Genomic DNA, 17,407 nt, shown 5'->3' with positions numbered 1-17,407 from the left:
AACTTGAAAAAGCTACCGCCTGCAAAATACAGACAGCAGCTTCAAAAGGTTGCCTAGCTTTTTTTCAAAATGTCCTTTACAAAGGGTACACTTTAGTTAATTCACAACCCTTTTTACAAGACACTACAAATATCTATGTTTCCTACTATTACATAAAATAATGATCTGAATTTTATCTAATACGTACAGATTGTTCAGGCCAATGCCAGATACCTCTATTAGAATAAGCCCCTTCAACCTCTTTCAAATAAATATATTTATTCTTGAACTAAAAAAATATCTCGAAACCCCAAATATCCATAAGAACTAAACTCAAAAACTAGAAACTAGTAAACCCCTACTAAACTCAATTAACTAATAAGACGAGAGAAAAACAAAGACGTAAATAGAAATATGTAAAGGCACATTGGAGTGTTAAATTAACCAGAGTTACCAAGGGGTTTTTTAACAAGTGTTCGTTCACTATTATTAAAGATTAGTTGGTTTAAATAGCGCAATAGGTGATTGTAGCCAGCTACCTCTTCTAATTCTTCCGTCCATTCTTTTACTACTTGAAGGAGTTGTTTTCGATAGCTTGCCTTCGCTGTCTGAATTAAATTTATGGCATGTTGAATAAACAGATTGACGGTTGTCCAGCCTGTCTTTGCATAACGTCCCTTACCTGTTACAGTTTTAACAATCTTTGTCGATACCTTCAGCATCTGGTTCAATGTGCTTTGTGGAATACCCACTGCTTTACAAATTTCATTTTGAGAACGCCAAATAAACGGTTCAGAAGGGTTATTTTCTGCCGTAATATAGTTGATTAGATCTTCTTCCCACTCATTGTAATGGCTACGTGTACGATCTTGTCGTTCCTTCTTAAACTTGTACCATACCTGTTTAGCCATATAAACGGGAATAGATTGGCCATTATGTACATGTATTTCTAGTAAAGCCTCAATATACTCTTTGCTTGCGCCTTTATATTTACCAGAGTAAGCCGAATTTAGAATGCTTTGTAGTGCTGTTCCTTGTAATGGGTTACGAAGACGAGAATTGTACTCATCAATAAAATCAAATGTGCGAGCATTATCCCAACCTTCACTAAAGCATACAAGTGCAAGCGTAAAAATCACATTATTGCGCCCTATTTGTCCCTTCTTACCCTTTACATCAACTGCCTGTACTAATGCTTGAAACCACTCTGAATCTATCACAGAAGCTTTTGAGAGTTTTGTAGGCACTACAAATAAAGGTCGATCTATATCATCATCCTGACCCATCGACCAATTAATATATTCTGCCATACTATATGTATTTTGAAGCTGTGCAAAGACGATATTGGTAGCTTTCGGTAAACGGAAAAAACCAAAGTTATTGCAAAATATATCTGCATCTACAGTTTTTAAACTACGTTTAAGGTTATCAGCAATACGTTTTGCCACAGCTAGACCTTTAAAATCGTTTTTGTTTGAAATAAATAATGGTTGCTCTAATACAAAATATACTTGATAACCACGCTCTGAAGCTATGATGAGTGTTGGAAGACCAATAGAATAATCCATACATGCCAGCAAAATATCCTGTACAGAGTGCTTTAGAGTATCAATATCGACCACAAATGTATTAATTTGCAGGAGATTGCGCTCCTCAAACCCTCGAATCATACGACGGTTTTCATCAGCATAGCCATACTTACGATAAACATTCGGTGTAAAATGCGTTAATCCTGATGCATCTTCTAATAGCGTTTCTTTCGATGTTACGATATAGCCTTTGACACCTTTCGTTTGGAAATCAGCTTTCGAACGAACAACAAAAACAGCTCCCTTCTTCGAACGAGCATCTACTTTTGCACCCTTTACTTGAAGTGGAAGTGCTGCATTTGAATGCTTTTTCTTATAGGTTGTCAGTCCTTCATGTACTATTACGTCATATACTTTTTGTAAATCGACATTTACTGATTCATATTTTACGGAAACTGCTTGTGTCATGTAGTTCACCTCTTACCCTAAAAACATTCTTTTTCATTAAGGATAAGTATAGTAAATGATCCTCATGTAAAAAGGGGCTCTCTAAGCGTTTTTGAACCACTTTTTCAAACCACTTTTTTTCTTAGAGCCACAAGGGATTGCGAGATTTTGAAAAAAAAAGTTTTTATGACGAGTTCCCGAAGAAATGAACCACATTATCGAATATGAACCACTCTTTAAAATGAACAGCAAATATCTATAAACCTTGATATAACGATATTTCTAACACTTCTAATATTTTCTCTAAGTACACCTAGTTCCCGAAAAAAAGAGGCTCTGGTTCAATATTTAGTACACCTAGTTCCCGAAGACGCTCTATTTATGAACCACTTATGAATCACTTTGTTGATATGACTGCATTTTTAAGTACACCTAGTTCCCGAAGATGCTCTAAGTACACCTAGTTCCCGTAAAAAGACTAAAAATGAACCACTTTAGCACACTTATTTCCCGAAAATCGGTTCATTTTATACACCCCCATCCTTAAATGGTTCATTTCAATTTAAACCCCTATGTGTTTAATACACGATTTATTCTTATCGAAAAAAAAAACACACATCCCTTGACGAATACTACCTAGTTCATTATTTAGTACACTTAGTTCTCGAAACATGAACCACTTTCTCTGTTTTTGAACCAATATTCCCCCTAACCATACCTAGTTCTCGAAAAATGTCGATTTTTATCATATTCTGAACCAATAGTGGTTCATTTCACCCTTCTAACTACGAAAATGGTTCATAAAGCATTGGTTATCAGTTTAACTTTGTTATACTAAGGGTAATGTTAGAATGTATGAGGTGAACCAGAATGTCTTATAAAGATCTACCTGAACGTATGATTATTAAAAACGAATGGCTACCGCTAGTCATATTGGAAGAGGCATTACCTATATTCCAATCAGATATACGCTATAAAGAGTCTTTAGAACGCTGGATACACGATGCTTCATTAATGAGCGTTAATGCCACGTATACGCCTTCACAGAGCTTTCAAATGCTTTGTAATTTCTTTAGGGATTCTTTATACCCCAATCAACCATTAACGAAATTGATGATTCGCAATGCGATTCACAACTATACGGATTCCATTCTTGCTGAAGTAGACTCTTATCTACAAAATGAAATGTCTTCTAATGAAAATGAACCACATCATGTTGAAATAATAGAGCAAGTATTCGATAACGATTATATGTACAGTACCATGCACTCTGATTATCAGTTGATGCGTGATCTAGTCACAAAGAAGAAGCAATTTGTTGAAAATGAAGAAGGTTTGTACGGAGCTGAGATTCAGGATAATAAGGGGATTGTACGTGGGAAAGCTGAAGTACGTCCAATTGACCTGGGGATTGTCAGTTCTGAAAAGCAACAAATGTGGTTATCACTCATGGAATCTACGCTTAGTTCACTAGATGAATGGACTGCCGATCTATTCGACTTAATTTCTTATTTGTGGATCGTGCAGCCTAAAGATGCTGATGGCTACATTAAATTTCATAGTGATGAAGCCTTAAAACTTCGATTTGCTGATGCCATGAAGGAAGATTTCTATATACGCGAAAAAGAACGCTTTAGCATTATGAAACGTGTCGCTGCCCTTTCAAGCATTTGGGTATCGATGCGTGGTGACAATATCACCGTTATTGATACGGAAAAGATTTCAGATGAACAGCAATATGATTTTACGACATTCAATCGCATGTTTGACATTGGTAGTTTGGATATGGCTTACGATAAAAAGACAGGGAAGGCAAAAGGAATTTACTCCTTACAAATTCGTCCCGCCCCTATTCTTTCGTATTATTTAAACAATGAATCGCAATCTTTTGGAGCACTTGATTTAAAGGTCTTTCAATATAGCCATCATACACAACGTGAACATAAGCGTTTAACACGCTATTTAAATTACCAATGGAAAATACGAGCGTTAAAACGTACCTTACATCAGCCGTTTAAGATTAAAACCTTATTGGATGTTGTTGCTTTCCCTAAAAGCTATAACGGTGTACAAATACGTGATCGCCTTGAATCTGTACTAGACGATCTACAACGCGATCAAGTTATCAAGAACTGGTATTACACAGAACCAATTGATGAAGAACGTATAGGGAAGCGTTTCTGGATACAAAAATATTGGAGTCCACTTACTTTGGTGATCGTACCACCTGATGAAATTATTGCGGAGAATTTGAAAAAGATTAATATCGCAGCTTTGTCTACACCAGTTGCGAATGAAGTTGCTGCTTCTGTCGTGACCTCACATATCACAGATCAGCTGTTAGATATATCAGAACAAATTTCAATGAGTTTAGATGAAACCAAACCTATTGAAATCTCACCAGAGTATATAGCCCACTTAATAGAACAGGAAAAATTAAGTATCCGTAAAGCTGCTACGGAAATGGGGCTTTCCCATAGTACCCTCCTTCGCTACTTGAATCAGCAAAACAAGCGTTACAACAAAGGGAATATTACCAAATTAGAGCAATGGGCTGAGCAAAAACAGCAAACAAAAAGATAAAAATGTAGGGCTAACAAATTGTTTGTTAGCTCTTTTATTTACATTGAACTATAGAACCTAGAAAACGCTGAGGCAATAGCACTTTTTAGTGTTTCTTTATTTAAATATATGAGTATATTCATATATTAATATGTTCATATATAAGTATATGAGTATATGTGTATGGCATTAACCGATGTTTCCCCTCTTTTAGCATTCTTTGTTTGTAAATCTATCACCTTTATAAGGTTAGCTCCATACAAAATTAAAAAAGCATCCAACTCAAATGAAACGAGCCATTACAAAAATATGTAATGGCTCGCTTTTTAGGTCAATAATATTCATGGTATATTATTGGAAGTTATATAAAAAAATATTCTTTAGAGGTGAATGTAGTATAAAGTTTATCTTTTTAAGAACTCATATTTTTTGGGGGGAGCTGAGACTAATGCATTTAGAGTTAACAAATCAAACACTAGCAACAATTTTATTGGACTGCATGCACCACTATCCTTCTTATAAAAAAGCAAAAGAAGCTTTCGGTGTAATTCTAGGTGCGACAGAACCCACTTCCTACATAGGAGAATATAGCTTCCCTATTGGCAATGTGGATTTTCGCGCACAAGATGAAGTCTCACCAAATAAGCAAATCAATCAAATGATTATGAATGCAAGAAAATTAGTGGCTACTTCTACATCAATTGCTTCTTATCATAGCCATCCATTTGATGGTGCATATGTTGACTGGGCTAGACCAAGCAATGAAGATTGTCACTATTTTATTAATGAACCACTAGAAATTCAATTAATTGTAGCACTTGCACAAATTTATGATGAATCGAAGCCATACAAATTAGTCTACAAAAAAGATAGCACAAAGGAATTTATTCCCAATGATAATATGGATGCTGATCCAATTGAGAAGACAGAATCCACTGAAACACAATATATTCAAGGGCATTTTCAAAATGTTGCTTTTGAAATAAGAGCCTATCTAAACACTGAAAGCTCTTTAAAAGATATCGATTTATTCTCATCAGAAGTTGAATTAAATCAAACACTCTGGCAACATGATGTACATCTCGAGCAACTGCCGGCAGAAGCAATGTACAGTATTCGTAAATTAGAATATGCACATAGACAAAAATCACAAAAAAATGCATCTGATAAAATCGACTACCATCTAGAAAAAGTTAAAAAACTTCAGATAGCAAACCCTATTATTCCGACAGAAGACGACTATCATAATATTCGTTTTATTAATGGGCTGTTATTGAAAGAAGCGACGTCGTTAAGTTATAAGCAGGCTATTCAACTTGCACGTAAGGGGAATATTTTCGCTGATTTACATGAAGACAGTGTCGTGCTCTGCCAAGTCTTATTTGATGAACAGGCTAATGTTTTATTTTTAGAAGACCTTGAAAAAGAAGTGGGCTCTACTATTGATTTGGCTGATTACATGGTTGAGAATGGCTATTTTGAGGAAATTTCATTATGTAATATTCGAAAATTCCCTTTAACCTTTTGGGTACTGGAGGATAAAAAATGAGCATATTTACGTTAGCTAATTCAACAGTTCTATGCCCGATTCGTGAATATCGTGTCGTATATACTCCAGAAGAACGTGTACGTCAAAAGCTATTAAAACAATTGTTAGCAAGTAATGCCTCGATAAAGCCATTTATCGCATTAGAGGTAAACACAGCTTTAGGACGTGCAGATATTGTCATTTCAGACGAGCAACATCAACCATTTTTAATTATTGAACTCAAAAAAAATACTGAAGTAATCTCTCAACACACATTAGAGCAAGTAATGCGATACTGGGAAACGCTAAAAGCTCCTTTTGTTGCAACATCAAATGGTTCTGCAACTCATATTTATCATGTAGTAGATGGACAACCAAAAGAAATACAAGAAACGAATATTATTCGATTTTTAGCTAATCAACAAATTGACTATCCAACCTACATGCCTTTACAACGTTTAACTTATGACCTTTCAACATATGATCGATATCTTCATTACTTAGTTGATACTAGCTATATTAGTGAGAATACAACCGATGAAAAGCAAAAATGGTTTGCAGAATTGCAAAATGCACTATTTACCGAAAAATATGAACCTACTAATCGATCTTTACCCATTACAATTGAAGCTGATTTTGGTACTAGTTATTACGCATTTAAAAATGCAGCGAACGGTTCATGGGATGGAATGCATAGGAATTTTCGTGTACACATCAAACGGCTAGGCTCTTTTATGTTCAGAATCACTATTATGGGTAGCGCATCAACCAAAAATGACCCTACTTTTGGTAATAGAACAGGTGCCACTCATTTAAATATTGCCATGCAACGTCATCATACAAGTACTTATAATTTACAGTTGAGTTTAGATAAATTCACTCAAGAGTTAGATGATATGTATTTGATTTGGCATTCAGGTGTGAAGAGTCGTACCAAAAAGGAAATTGTTCAAGCTGCTGTTTCTAAGTTTGCTCCACAGCTAATAATTGATGGACAAATTCAGTTAGGAATACTACCTACAACGAGAAGCATTTCTGCACAAGAATTTTCACATTTTATTGAAAACCTTATTTTATATTCAACTGCCAGAGATCTTACAAAATAGTTTTGATTGGAAAAGGATAATAATAGAATTAAATATCTGTTCTTAATTATTCTGATTATTCGTTTTTTTGAATTAGAAATAAAAGTTGAAATTAAAGCTAGAAAAGCCCTATTTCAAACGAAATAAGACTCGCGAAACTCAATTCTAACGCGTTTTTCCGTACTTTAACAACCAACTACCTTACTCGATTCATTTTAGTACCACATATATCACCTTTAAAATTTGGTGTAAAGCGATTTCTAAAATAGAAAAATATCAGTATATTCATATATACGTATATTGATATATGCATATATCATCTTTAAAACTTGGTGTAAAGCGATTTAAAATATACCCATATACTCATAAATGGATATAAGTATACAAAAGTTTTTTCGTGAGTAGTAGATTAAGTGAGCAAAAAAAGAAAAGCAACGAATAATCCCAAATTTGAGGATGGTTCGTTGCTTTTTTGTTCACTTATTTATAGATTAAGAGACAAAGCCGATGTATTTTTTATTTCATATACTAGCGATCTCGTTTCTGAATGATATCTAAAATAAGATTGAAGGTTTTCTCTTCATCTTTTACTAGGTTGGTTTCGATATATTCATCAAGAAGAATATCGATTAGGGAGTCGACATTATCAGCTTTACCTAATTGAATGAGGGCATTTAGCTTGTTACGTGTTGTTTTTGTGACACGTACACTTGTAATCTGTGCTGCTTCACGTCTTTTGTTTGTTTTTGGTGAATCTGTTGCCTCTGTTTGTTGGGGTGTAGGAGCTGATTGTTGCTCCTGAACAAGGACCTCTTCAACTGTTACTTCTTCTGTTGGTTCCAATTTGAACTCTTGGGATGGGACGATCTTAGGACCGCGCTCTAGCAGTCTTTTTTTAGGCTTTCCATTGTTTAATAGATTACTCATTCGTTATACCTCCATTAGCTCGGCTTGAACGCGAGTTATGAATTCTTCAGCAATCGTATCGTAGCTTTTGTGTACTTTACGATCATGCATATCTTCATTTGTAATCCCTGTTATATCGAAGCGTTTTAGGCGCTCCATGTTATTCACAACATTTGCGAATAGGTTCTCTTCACCAAAGATTTCACGTGCGCTTTCAAGTGTGGCTAAATCAACGGCCGCACCATTTTTCAAAAGCACTGGTAAAATACCGACAATATCTAATTCAGCGTCATAATCGTCAATTAATGATTGCAGGTATCCAGTGAACACTTCTGCCCCCTGTAAACTGCGCTCTTGTGTTTGCAGTACAACTACTACAAAATCAGAAGCATACAGAGCTGCATCTGTGATGATTGAGATTGTTGGCGGTACATCAATAAAGATAAAGTCGTAATCTTTTTTTAATGGTTCGATTAACGAAGAGAAATATTGAACACGGGCTGTTGTATCATTTGGGAACTTCTTCTCTAAGTAGCGAGGGTATAATGCGAAATCACTGAAACTTGGCAGTAGGTATAGATTTTCTTTTACCTCTGTCACGATTTGAGCAAGATCCTCTTCTTGAATAGCAGTCATTAGTGTTTTGTTAAATGAAACGATTTCATCTGTCCCTAATGCCTTTGTTTTTAAATACAGAGATGTTGCATTTGCTTGTGGATCCTGATCACATAAAAGCACTTTATATCCTTTCAACGATAGTGCATGCGCTATCATTGTACTGTTCGTCGTTTTGCCTGTCCCACCTTTAAAGTTACCAAATGTTACGATAATTGCTTCTTTGTTTTCTGACACATTCTTCTCCCCCAATCGTCGGTATAAAATGTTTTTCTCATACGTATATGTATATATTTTAATTTAAAAGATTTGGACGTGCAATGGTATTTGAGATTAATAATGGTAAGGGAGAATTGCTTGTGTAGGTTTGTATGGAATTTTAATATGAAATACACATATATGTATATATGCGTATATGTATATACTAGTATGCGAATATATACGTAACAAAGTTTTATTAACGAAATTTCCGGAAAGAATAACTGGCCTCACTGGATATGCAAGCCTATAATCGATGGGGTATAATGCGAAAAACACATGGTGTCATGGAAGATGGTGAAATTTAGATTCGATTTAAAAGCGAAACCCTCACGCATCTGGATGTCTGCTTACAAAAGGATCTATACTATCCTGAGGAACCAAATTTCTAGAATTTCAATATGTTAACTAGTTAACCTCTTTTACAGAAGTATTTAAACGAACTCTCAGGCGTATTTTAAATCGAGTTGACAGGTGATTCCCCATCTCAATTCGTCTGGGAGCTCTTTAAGAAAGCTAGCATAAAACGGAGCACCATAGAATAGAGAAGTACAATATTAGCGTAGAAAAGAATTGAAAATTTCTGCGAAGAACAGGGGAGGGTATAAAACAAACGATTTAAATAGTTAGGCGTATACAAGAGCTGCTCGCGAATGATCAATTATTTCAGGAGACACCAGCTGAGCAGCGTTTTTTATCTGCAACAGGTGGATAACTATGAATAAATTTGTAAAGTTTTCATTTTTTCTAAGTGCTCTACTTATCTTAGGTCTCTTGTCTTATCAATTTCATATTTAATCCTAAAGTCGAAGCTTTTCAGGAAATAGAAAATGCGAAACCTAAAGAGTTAAAAGCAGCTTAAAATGAAGATCCAAGTATTATTGTAGGTAATTCCGAATGCTCCTTTAAAAATGCCATTATACTATCCTTTACCTGCTCACGTTCAGAAACTCCCTCCCCTAGCAATATACGTACATATTTGTATATCTATATATTAATATATGCATATATTAACGCTGGAAAAGTTCATAATATAGGTTGGTCCAAATACTGATACTTCTTACGGGAAAGTACCCGATTGCTGAAAGAGAAAAAATCCTGTGATTCCACAGGATTTTAATCAAATTTTATTATTAATCTACAAACCTTGCGTTCGTTTCTAACGACTAATTCCCATTAACTTAGAGTGTAGCAATAAAAAGCACTAGACCTCCCATCCACTTGCTGATTTTCTTCGTTCTATTGCATATGTAAAAGACCTGTTTGTATCATTTGCTGCACAACTTTACTAAGTATTTCAACTCTGTTGATTAATTCATCATGCGTTTTTCAACGATTCCTCTAGGGGGTCTTCGGCCCTGGTGATGTCTGCAAGTTAGTTTAAGCTCTTGAAAAATATGACTAAATTGATTCAAGTAAAAAATTTATCTTAAGTTTATCTAGAGTTTATTAGAAGTTTAGATTTATTAAGTAATGTATTGTTTAGAGGTGATATTTCATGGGAGAGGTTATAAAAACTGTAAATTTAACAAAAAAACACAAAAACTTTACTTCGGTAAATGATTTAAATTTAAATGTAAGACAAGGAGAGATTTATGGTTTTTTAGGACCTAATGGAGCAGGAAAAACAACTACAATTCGAATGCTACTAGGGTTAATTAAACCAACGGAAGGAAATGTTTATATATTTGGAAAGGAGTTTAAAAAAAACCGACTAGAAATATTGAGAAATATAGGTTCTTTAGTAGAATCCCCTTCCTATTATGGTCAATTAACAGGATATGAAAATTTAGAGGCCGTAAGAAGAATTGTAGGAGTTCCTTCACAACGAATAAATGATGTTTTGAAGATTGTAAAATTAACTGACTATTCAAATCGGCTAGTTAAAGAATACTCTTTAGGAATGAAGCAAAGGCTAGGGATTGCTGTTGCTCTATTACAACAACCTAAACTCCTTATTTTGGATGAGCCAACAAATGGTTTAGATCCAGCTGGTATACAAGAGACTAGAGAATTAATAAAAGAACTAGCAAAACAATATGGAATGACTATATTAATGTCTAGCCATTTACTTAGTGAAGTTGATCAAATGGCTAGTCAAGTTGGAATTATTGTTAAAGGCGAAATGATTTTTCAAGACTCCATTTTAAATTTACACAAAAAAAGTGCATTAGATTTTAAAATTGGTGTTAATAATCCGCAAAACGCTATAAATTTCCTTAAAGAAAAAGGATGGGATGTCATCCTAGAAGGTCAAGATATACACATAAGAGAAACTAACCCAGATATTATTTCGAAGATAAATCATCAATTGGTGTATGGTGGATTTTCAGTTTACCGTTTACAAGAAAATAAAAAAACATTGGAAGATATTTTCTTAAGCTTAACAAATAAGGAGGGCAGTATGTGATAAGTCGACTTATTTTGTCAAACAATATAAAAGCAAGGCGCTCTTGGTCTTGGAGAATAGTTCTTTTTTTTGCAACCTTGCCACTAGTTTTATTACTTATATTTGCTTTTCTTAGTAATGGGCAAGTAAATACAAACCCGGACATAGAATATACTGATTTATGGAAACGCTTTGTATTTAGCGTCCATTGGATTCTTATATTTTCTTTACCTTTAGGAATTACTATTCAAGCTTCCATAACCGCTAATATTGAACATCAGGGGAATTCATGGAAACAGACATTATCTTTACCATTAAAAAAATCGGACGTGTATATAAGTAAATTTATAACTTTACTTATGTATAATATGTTTTCAGCTGTTATTCTAACCTTAGGAATTATTACAATAGGAGTAGTTTTCGGGATTGGAAGAAATATCGAATGGTATACAGTTTTAGCTGGAGGTTTTTATCCCTATATAGCAGCGCTACCCATTATGGCTATTCAACTTTGGTTGTCAATTTCAATAACAAATCAAGCTTTCCCTATTATATTTGGTACAGTTTTTGGAATGGCAGGGTTATTTTTTAGTATGAATAAATTTACAAAGTGGCTTCCTTGGGCATATCCGGTTAATGCTACACCTGTAACGGTTATTAGTGATACAAATAATATGATACTAAATCATGATATTCATTACATAGTAATAATAGCAATAATTGAAGGGGTATTATTATTATTTTTAGGATTAGTTAATTTTTTAAAACGCGAGGTTTATTAATAGGAGGCTCAAATGTTTACACGACTTTTTTCGGTTGAATTATTAAAAATGAAGCGTTCTAATTATTGGCTGTTAGTTATAATTGGACCAGTAATCGGGGTTTCTTTGGGTTTGTGGAATTTTTTTCAAAATATTGATGTTTTTATAGTGAGTAAAGATGATAATGGTTGGTTAGAGGCTTGGACTCAAGTTGAATTATTTTACTCTTCTTTAATTTACCCTATATTAGTAGGTGTATTTGCTGCTCTAGTATGTAGAAGTGAACATACAGGAAGAGGGTGGAAAATGTTGTTAGCACTTCCGGTTACAAGATCAAAAGTATATATGTCAAAGCTGGTTCTTATTATACTTTTAGTTGCTTGGACTCAGATGTGTCTTCTAATATTTTATTTATGTTTGGGGTGGATATTATCTATTCCTGGTACCATACCTTGGAGATTATTATTAGGTTTTATTGCAAAAGGGTGGCTAGCTACCTTGCCATTGGCAGCGATTCAATTAATTTTATCTATTAAATGGAGTAGCTTTAGCATTCCAATTGCAATCAATATAATATTAACTCTACCAGTGTTATTAGCTGTAAATTCTTCATACGGGCAATTTTATCCTTGGGCACAACCAGCTCTTGCAATGTCACCACCTGATGAGACTCCTATTCAATCTTTATCAGTTTTCTATACGGTTATATTAATAACATTCTCCATTTCAATTATAAGTGGGTTAATTAAATTCAATAAATCAGATATGACTTAGGCTTGAATGTAATATAGATGTATCAATACACTAGCCAATACGTAATTAAAGCTCTATTCACAGTTAAACAATAGACGTCACAGAACAGGAGAAAAGCCAAACTTCCATTTTGTGATATTTATTTATCAGGCATGTTGATTAACCATTTTTTTCGTTCGGATTAATTCGAAGAAGCTGATTTCCGCTGCTGGCGAGCGTCGAGCCACTTCCTCCACTACGCTCCGTGCAGGGTCTCGTCTGTCTCGTTTTTGCGTCGAGTAGCCCTACGCTACAATCAGTTAAAAATGAGAATATATTAGCAAAAAAGCAAAAAAAATCCTTTTATAGCTCAATAATAAACCTATTTTTCCCTAATCAACACGCCTGTTTATTTATAATACCTGCAAATTAGCAGTGGATTGTATGAATGCTTTATTACAAGTACAAGTACATAAACTTAAAACTCTAAGCTCTTGAGCAAAGTGATTTATTTAAATTTATTCGGTTATATACTATTTAAAGTTTAACTTTTGGTACATCGCTAACATATAATTTTTACTTAAATAAGCAATATCTGAACAGGTTTTAAAAAAAATAAGGTTCGTTTGTCCTGAAGATTCGATTCGATTAATATGATTTAGGTTAACAATAAAACTTCTGTGAGTACGCATAAACATATCTGAGTCAACTTTTGTTTCTAAAGATTTTAATGATTCAGATATTTGAATAACTTTATTTTTACCATTTATTATAACAATTAGCTTAGAAACTTTACCCTCTGCTCGTATATAAACTATATTTTTTTGATCTAACAATTCGATGCCATTATTATTTTTTATTGGTAATATATCTTTAATAGGATTGTGTCTACTTATCTTATTCATATTTAGATAGGCGTATACTTTTTTCATACAAGTATAGAAGCGATCTTGATCAAAAGGTTTTATTAGGTAATCAATAGCTTCTATATCATATGCTTTATGTGCAAATTCTGTATAGCCTGTTATAAAAACTATTCCTATATAAGGATATTGAATCTTAATCTGTTGCATCAATGTGAAAGCATTACTATCCGGTAAATGAATATCACAAAAAATTATACTTGGAATTTCATTTGAAAGAATTTGTTTTGCTTCTTCACATGAGCTTGCCACTCCTATAAGTGGAATATCAAAATAGTTAATGAGCTTTTGTAATTGTTGCTGAATAGTAACATTGTCTTCAATTAATAATGCCGAAACCATTATTTAGTCACCTTTTTGTATATGGTATAAATATAAAAAATGTTGTACCCGTTTCTTTGTTACTTTCAACTTCGTAGTATCCTTTATACTTATTTAATAAATTACGGACTGTAAATAAACCAATCCCTTTATGGTTCTCTTTTTTTGAATACCCCTCCAAGCAACTTTTCTCAATCTCTTCAGGATTCATTAGAGAATTACGATTTCTAATGGAAATAACTAATATAGAGCTATATAGGTTATCCATAGTAAAAGCAACTTTTTTATTAAATTCAGTTGATGCTAGTTCTTCATCGAAAGCATTATCAATAATATTACCTACTATTTGGATGAGCTCATATGATTTCAACGGGAGATTTAGAATGTTACTTTTTATATTTATGTCCATTTCTATTTTATTTATACTTGCATACTCTCTTTTAGCCTGTAGTAACGCTACAAGTGATGGGTGATTTAATTTTAATAGAGAATGATCTATATTAACATTTGTATTTAAATCCTTAAGATAATATTTGGCTTCCTCATAGCTTTCTGTAAAAACCAAATTTGAAATAACATGTAAATGATTCATGTAATCATGCCTTTGACTACTTATTGAATGGGTAAGTTGTTCTAAGCTTTTTAAATATATATTCTCTGAATTTTTCATAATTTCATCTTCTTGTGAGCGAATTAAATTAAAAGTAAAAAATATAATAAATATCATTAAAATGATTGTTAAAAAAATGAATATTGAAAATTTTGACACATCAAAATAAACCAAACATACTACTATGATTTGAAGTAATGCAATACTAAATACAAAATTTATTTGTCTGTAATTTAAATGATTAGGAGCTAGAAGTAAAATTCCTACTGTAAAATTTTTTTTATCAATAAGAATGGTTATACCAATTATAGAAATATAGGTAAAAAAAATAAATATTGTATCTCCTAAGAATGTAAATATTGTTGAACTTAATATGAAGGAGCAAAGCTCTATAGTCATTTGAAAAGCTGATCTTACTAAGGTTATATGTAAAGAAGACTTACTAGATATGTTAAAGATATACTTAATACACAGAAAGTGAATAGGAATATTTAAAAATATTCTAAGATATAAATTTCCAATATTTTCATACGTTATTGTTGTTATAATAGAATAAATAATTATGAAAATAACAGTTCTTTTTGAAAATAAATCACATTTTCTTCTGAAAAAGATTAGGAGGAAGAAAATGAGGATGGTATTTTCAAAAATAGAAAGTAATAAAATGTCCATTATACATTTTAATCCATTTTACTCAGTTGTTTTGGAATTTTTGGTTCGTGAATTAAGAAGAAACTAGCAGCAACCACTTCTGATTTCGCAATTAAGTAAAGTAAAGTAAATACGCAATTTAATAATAATTTCATTTTAAATTTTACTCCATTCTATTCTAATTAAAGTTAGTGATTGGAAAAGCATAGCTAATTGAATAGCTATAGAATAACTTAAAAAGTTTTCTTTGATACTTAAAGATATCAAAAGACTAACAATTGAAATAATTATGGAGATTTTTAAATATATATGCTTCTGCCCTACATAAGGACGATTTGGATTGATTAGTGGTTTAAAAATAACTAAAATTATGATTGTAATAAAATTTATCCCCACTAAAATTAGATTCCAATTTAAAGAAACTTGTGTAATTTCATTAGCTATTAAAGATAATACGGTTAAAAGCCCTAAAGAAACAAAATAACAATATTTATATGAATTAAAGTGAAAACCGCCTGAACTTAACCTCAATAATATAAAAGATACTGTAGTAATAATTAAAAGACTTAAGTTATTTAATAAAATCCCTATAATTAGCAAAGAAAAAACTTTTATTGAAGATCTAATTAGAATTTCTATACCGTATTTTATTATCTCTATATCATTTTCTTTTCTTAGTTGATAACACATACTTTTAGAGAATGCATAAGATAATTTATCTATTATTTTCATCCCCCCCTTAGCTTACATATTAGCCATTAAATGGATTGTCGTCAAGTTACTGGATGCAAGGGGATTTATTTCATATTTGTTCAACTAATCAGGAAGAATTTATCTCCTGTAAGTAGCTACCCATATAGATCACGATAGTCTGTGATGCACCGAGATCATTTAAGCCAAACTAATGGATAGGTTCCATAGTACCATTAAATATCGAATTTTTTGCGTGCCGTAGAATACGTATCGATGTTTTTTATTTGTAAGTGCCAAATACTACACACCTTCTAATGAATTAATAATCGTGAGACAATTCTCCATAATCATTCATTAGGAGGTTTTCTCATGACCCGATCAGAACGTTAACTCTTATAGTACTCACGTACTCAGGCCTTTCAAGACAGCGGTGAAACAAGCGTCGCTGCTTGGTGTGCCAAACAGGATGTACCTGTTCAAAGTATGTATCATTGGTTATGCTCACAAACACCACCGTAGCCAGCATAGTGGCTTCTGGTAGCGATACAAGAATCTGTCATTTCAGACACTGTTCCAATTGTCATTAGGATAAAGGAAATTTCTATCGAAACTGCCACCAGATTTCGAGGAAGCAACGCTCACCAAAATCCTACACGTGGTACAAAACCATATTCACAAAACGAAGTCCTACAGGCTAAACTCGACTGGTTGGGAGCTCAATCCCGCCTCAACCAACAGAAAAGATTTGGTGTTTCCAGTGAAAAATTCAACCCAGAACAGCTTGCCCTGATGTTATTCTATGAAATTGAGATGGCAATAGATGTATGGGTAGAAGAGACAACAATCGAAACAGTTTCGTATAAACGTAAAAAACTTTCAGGCAAATCGAAGTGATGTTGGAAAACTTTCCTACAGTGCGCCGACAAGTACAAAAAGAATGGAATAAATACAATCGCACAAAGTGTAAACGTATGCGTCATGTATTTTATAAACGTGCATCTAAATTATCACCGAAACAACAGTGATACTTACAGTGCTATACAGAAATGTCTGAAACATTGAAAGTAGCTCATGAATTAAAAGAAGCCTATTGTGAATGGTTTGATTGTGCAAAGACAAAGAGTAATGTCGTAGAAGGGAAGAAGCGATTACTAGCTTTTTACCGTAAGGTAGAAGGGACAAAATTACCAGCTTTCTTAATAGTAATTTAAACATTGAAAAACTGGCAAGTGGAAATTTTAAATAGCTTTAGTTTTGGTTATTCCAACGTCTTCTTGGAAGGCATTAATAATAAAACAAAAGTGATGAAACCGGAATGCATATGGCTTTCGAGCAAAAATCTTATTAAATTTAAAGTATAAAGAAATCGGAGTTCATCTAGGTTAAGGTGCTGAAAGAGTACAGCACCCCAACATTTG

17 protein-coding genes are annotated in these 17,407 nt (G+C 33.1%); 10 read left to right on the top strand and 7 right to left on the bottom strand.

Annotated features, from left to right (window positions below; genetic code table 11):
* Positions 1–419: 419 nt before the first annotated feature.
* Entirely contained in the window at positions 420–1,976 is a 1,557-nt protein-coding gene (locus ACQKMV_RS22890) for a primase C-terminal domain-containing protein (RefSeq protein ID WP_427506710.1), read from the bottom strand.
* Between the two features lie 849 nt (positions 1,977–2,825).
* Here ACQKMV_RS22890 and ACQKMV_RS22885 point away from each other — a divergent pair.
* From ACQKMV_RS22885 to ACQKMV_RS22875, 3 genes are all read left to right on the top strand, one after another.
* Positions 2,826–4,538, top strand: coding sequence for a helix-turn-helix domain-containing protein (locus ACQKMV_RS22885; RefSeq protein WP_427506709.1), 1,713 nt, complete (start codon positions 2,826–2,828; stop codon positions 4,536–4,538).
* Positions 4,539–4,965: 427 nt separating this feature from the next.
* Positions 4,966–6,066 carry a hypothetical protein gene (locus ACQKMV_RS22880; protein WP_427506708.1) on the top strand — a complete coding sequence of 367 codons (1,101 nt, stop codon included), beginning with the start codon at positions 4,966–4,968 and terminating at the stop codon, positions 6,064–6,066.
* Entirely contained in the window at positions 6,063–7,151 is a 1,089-nt protein-coding gene (locus ACQKMV_RS22875) for a type I restriction enzyme HsdR N-terminal domain-containing protein (RefSeq protein WP_427506706.1), read from the top strand. Before ACQKMV_RS22880 ends, ACQKMV_RS22875 begins: the two co-directional genes overlap by 4 nt.
* Before the next feature lie 507 nt (positions 7,152–7,658).
* On the opposite strand, the gene ACQKMV_RS22870 is transcribed toward ACQKMV_RS22875, so the two are convergent.
* Complete coding sequence (locus ACQKMV_RS22870; RefSeq protein WP_427506704.1) at positions 7,659–8,057, bottom strand: DUF5388 domain-containing protein; 399 nt, start codon at positions 8,055–8,057, stop codon at positions 7,659–7,661.
* A gap of 3 nt (positions 8,058–8,060) precedes the next feature.
* Positions 8,061–8,888 (bottom strand): AAA family ATPase, encoded by an 828-nt coding sequence (locus ACQKMV_RS22865; RefSeq protein ID WP_427506703.1) that lies wholly within the window; start codon positions 8,886–8,888, stop codon positions 8,061–8,063.
* Between the two features lie 1,519 nt (positions 8,889–10,407).
* On the opposite strand from ACQKMV_RS22865, the gene ACQKMV_RS22860 reads away from it, so the two are divergent.
* Genes ACQKMV_RS22860 through ACQKMV_RS22850 form a run of 3 tightly spaced genes read left to right on the top strand, consistent with a single transcriptional unit; the run spans position 10,408 to position 12,833 of the window.
* Complete coding sequence (locus ACQKMV_RS22860; RefSeq protein ID WP_427506702.1) at positions 10,408–11,319, top strand: ABC transporter ATP-binding protein; 912 nt, start codon at positions 10,408–10,410, stop codon at positions 11,317–11,319.
* Positions 11,316–12,080, top strand: a complete 765-nt coding sequence (locus ACQKMV_RS22855; protein ID WP_427506701.1) for an ABC transporter permease — start codon at positions 11,316–11,318, stop codon at positions 12,078–12,080. Before ACQKMV_RS22860 ends, ACQKMV_RS22855 begins: the two co-directional genes overlap by 4 nt.
* A 12-nt stretch (positions 12,081–12,092) precedes the next feature.
* The gene (locus ACQKMV_RS22850) at positions 12,093–12,833 is read left to right on the top strand and encodes an ABC transporter permease (RefSeq protein WP_427506699.1); all 741 of its coding nucleotides are present in this window, start codon (positions 12,093–12,095) and stop codon (positions 12,831–12,833) included.
* 491 nt (positions 12,834–13,324) lie between these two features.
* On the opposite strand, the gene ACQKMV_RS22845 is transcribed toward ACQKMV_RS22850, so the two are convergent.
* The 4 genes from ACQKMV_RS22845 to ACQKMV_RS22830 all read right to left on the bottom strand — a co-directional run bounded on the left by ACQKMV_RS22845 (position 13,325) and on the right by ACQKMV_RS22830 (position 16,028).
* Entirely contained in the window at positions 13,325–14,056 is a 732-nt protein-coding gene (locus ACQKMV_RS22845; RefSeq protein WP_427506697.1) for a LytR/AlgR family response regulator transcription factor, read from the bottom strand.
* A 7-nt stretch (positions 14,057–14,063) separates the two neighbouring features.
* Entirely contained in the window at positions 14,064–15,044 is a 981-nt protein-coding gene (locus ACQKMV_RS22840; protein ID WP_427506696.1) for a sensor histidine kinase, read from the bottom strand.
* 281 nt (positions 15,045–15,325) lie between these two features.
* On the bottom strand, positions 15,326–15,451 hold the full coding sequence (locus ACQKMV_RS22835) for a cyclic lactone autoinducer peptide (RefSeq protein WP_427506694.1): 126 nt from the start codon (positions 15,449–15,451) through the stop codon (positions 15,326–15,328).
* A 1-nt stretch (position 15,452) separates the two neighbouring features.
* Entirely contained in the window at positions 15,453–16,028 is a 576-nt protein-coding gene (locus tag ACQKMV_RS22830; RefSeq protein ID WP_427506692.1) for an accessory gene regulator B family protein, read from the bottom strand.
* A 669-nt stretch (positions 16,029–16,697) separates the two neighbouring features.
* On the opposite strand from ACQKMV_RS22830, the gene ACQKMV_RS22825 reads away from it, so the two are divergent.
* From ACQKMV_RS22825 to ACQKMV_RS22810, 4 genes are read left to right on the top strand one after another with little or no spacing between them, the layout of a single operon-like run.
* A complete protein-coding gene (locus ACQKMV_RS22825; protein WP_427506691.1) occupies positions 16,698–16,883 on the top strand; it encodes a transposase domain-containing protein in 186 nt (61 codons plus the stop codon).
* Entirely contained in the window at positions 16,883–17,014 is a 132-nt protein-coding gene (locus ACQKMV_RS22820) for a transposase (RefSeq protein WP_427506689.1), read from the top strand. The genes ACQKMV_RS22825 and ACQKMV_RS22820 overlap by 1 nt, the downstream gene beginning before the upstream one ends.
* Positions 17,015–17,035: 21 nt before the next feature.
* Complete coding sequence (locus tag ACQKMV_RS22815; protein ID WP_427506688.1) at positions 17,036–17,200, top strand: hypothetical protein; 165 nt, start codon at positions 17,036–17,038, stop codon at positions 17,198–17,200.
* A gap of 3 nt (positions 17,201–17,203) precedes the next feature.
* The gene (locus tag ACQKMV_RS22810; RefSeq protein WP_427506686.1) at positions 17,204–17,350 is read left to right on the top strand and encodes a transposase; all 147 of its coding nucleotides are present in this window, start codon (positions 17,204–17,206) and stop codon (positions 17,348–17,350) included.
* The last annotated feature ends 57 nt before the right edge of the window (positions 17,351–17,407 follow it).

Origin of the sequence: Lysinibacillus sp. NPDC094403 (assembly GCF_050278745.1) — a bacterium.
In the GTDB taxonomy this organism is placed as follows: Bacteria; Bacillota; Bacilli; order Bacillales_A; family Planococcaceae; genus Lysinibacillus.
The sequence above is the reverse complement of the archived record's forward strand: the minus strand, read 5'-3'. Positions and strand labels throughout refer to the sequence as shown.

Excerpts from the sequence above, each read along its gene's own strand:
- ACQKMV_RS22890 (WP_427506710.1), bottom strand. The coding sequence starts at position 1,976 with ATGACACAAGCAGTTTCCGTAAAATATGAATCAGTAAATGTCGATTTA.
- ACQKMV_RS22885 (WP_427506709.1), top strand. The coding sequence starts at position 2,826 with ATGTCTTATAAAGATCTACCTGAACGTATGATTATTAAAAACGAATGG.
- ACQKMV_RS22880 (WP_427506708.1), top strand. The coding sequence starts at position 4,966 with ATGCATTTAGAGTTAACAAATCAAACACTAGCAACAATTTTATTGGAC.
- ACQKMV_RS22875 (WP_427506706.1), top strand. The coding sequence starts at position 6,063 with ATGAGCATATTTACGTTAGCTAATTCAACAGTTCTATGCCCGATTCGT.
- ACQKMV_RS22870 (WP_427506704.1), bottom strand. The coding sequence starts at position 8,057 with ATGAGTAATCTATTAAACAATGGAAAGCCTAAAAAAAGACTGCTAGAG.
- ACQKMV_RS22860 (WP_427506702.1), top strand. The coding sequence starts at position 10,408 with ATGGGAGAGGTTATAAAAACTGTAAATTTAACAAAAAAACACAAAAAC.
- ACQKMV_RS22850 (WP_427506699.1), top strand. The coding sequence starts at position 12,093 with ATGTTTACACGACTTTTTTCGGTTGAATTATTAAAAATGAAGCGTTCT.
- ACQKMV_RS22845 (WP_427506697.1), bottom strand. The coding sequence starts at position 14,056 with ATGGTTTCGGCATTATTAATTGAAGACAATGTTACTATTCAGCAACAA.
- ACQKMV_RS22840 (WP_427506696.1), bottom strand. The coding sequence starts at position 15,044 with ATGACTATAGAGCTTTGCTCCTTCATATTAAGTTCAACAATATTTACA.
- ACQKMV_RS22835 (WP_427506694.1), bottom strand. The coding sequence starts at position 15,451 with ATGAAATTATTATTAAATTGCGTATTTACTTTACTTTACTTAATTGCG.
- ACQKMV_RS22830 (WP_427506692.1), bottom strand. The coding sequence starts at position 16,028 with ATGAAAATAATAGATAAATTATCTTATGCATTCTCTAAAAGTATGTGT.
- ACQKMV_RS22820 (WP_427506689.1), top strand. The coding sequence starts at position 16,883 with ATGTTGGAAAACTTTCCTACAGTGCGCCGACAAGTACAAAAAGAATGG.
- ACQKMV_RS22815 (WP_427506688.1), top strand. The coding sequence starts at position 17,036 with ATGTCTGAAACATTGAAAGTAGCTCATGAATTAAAAGAAGCCTATTGT.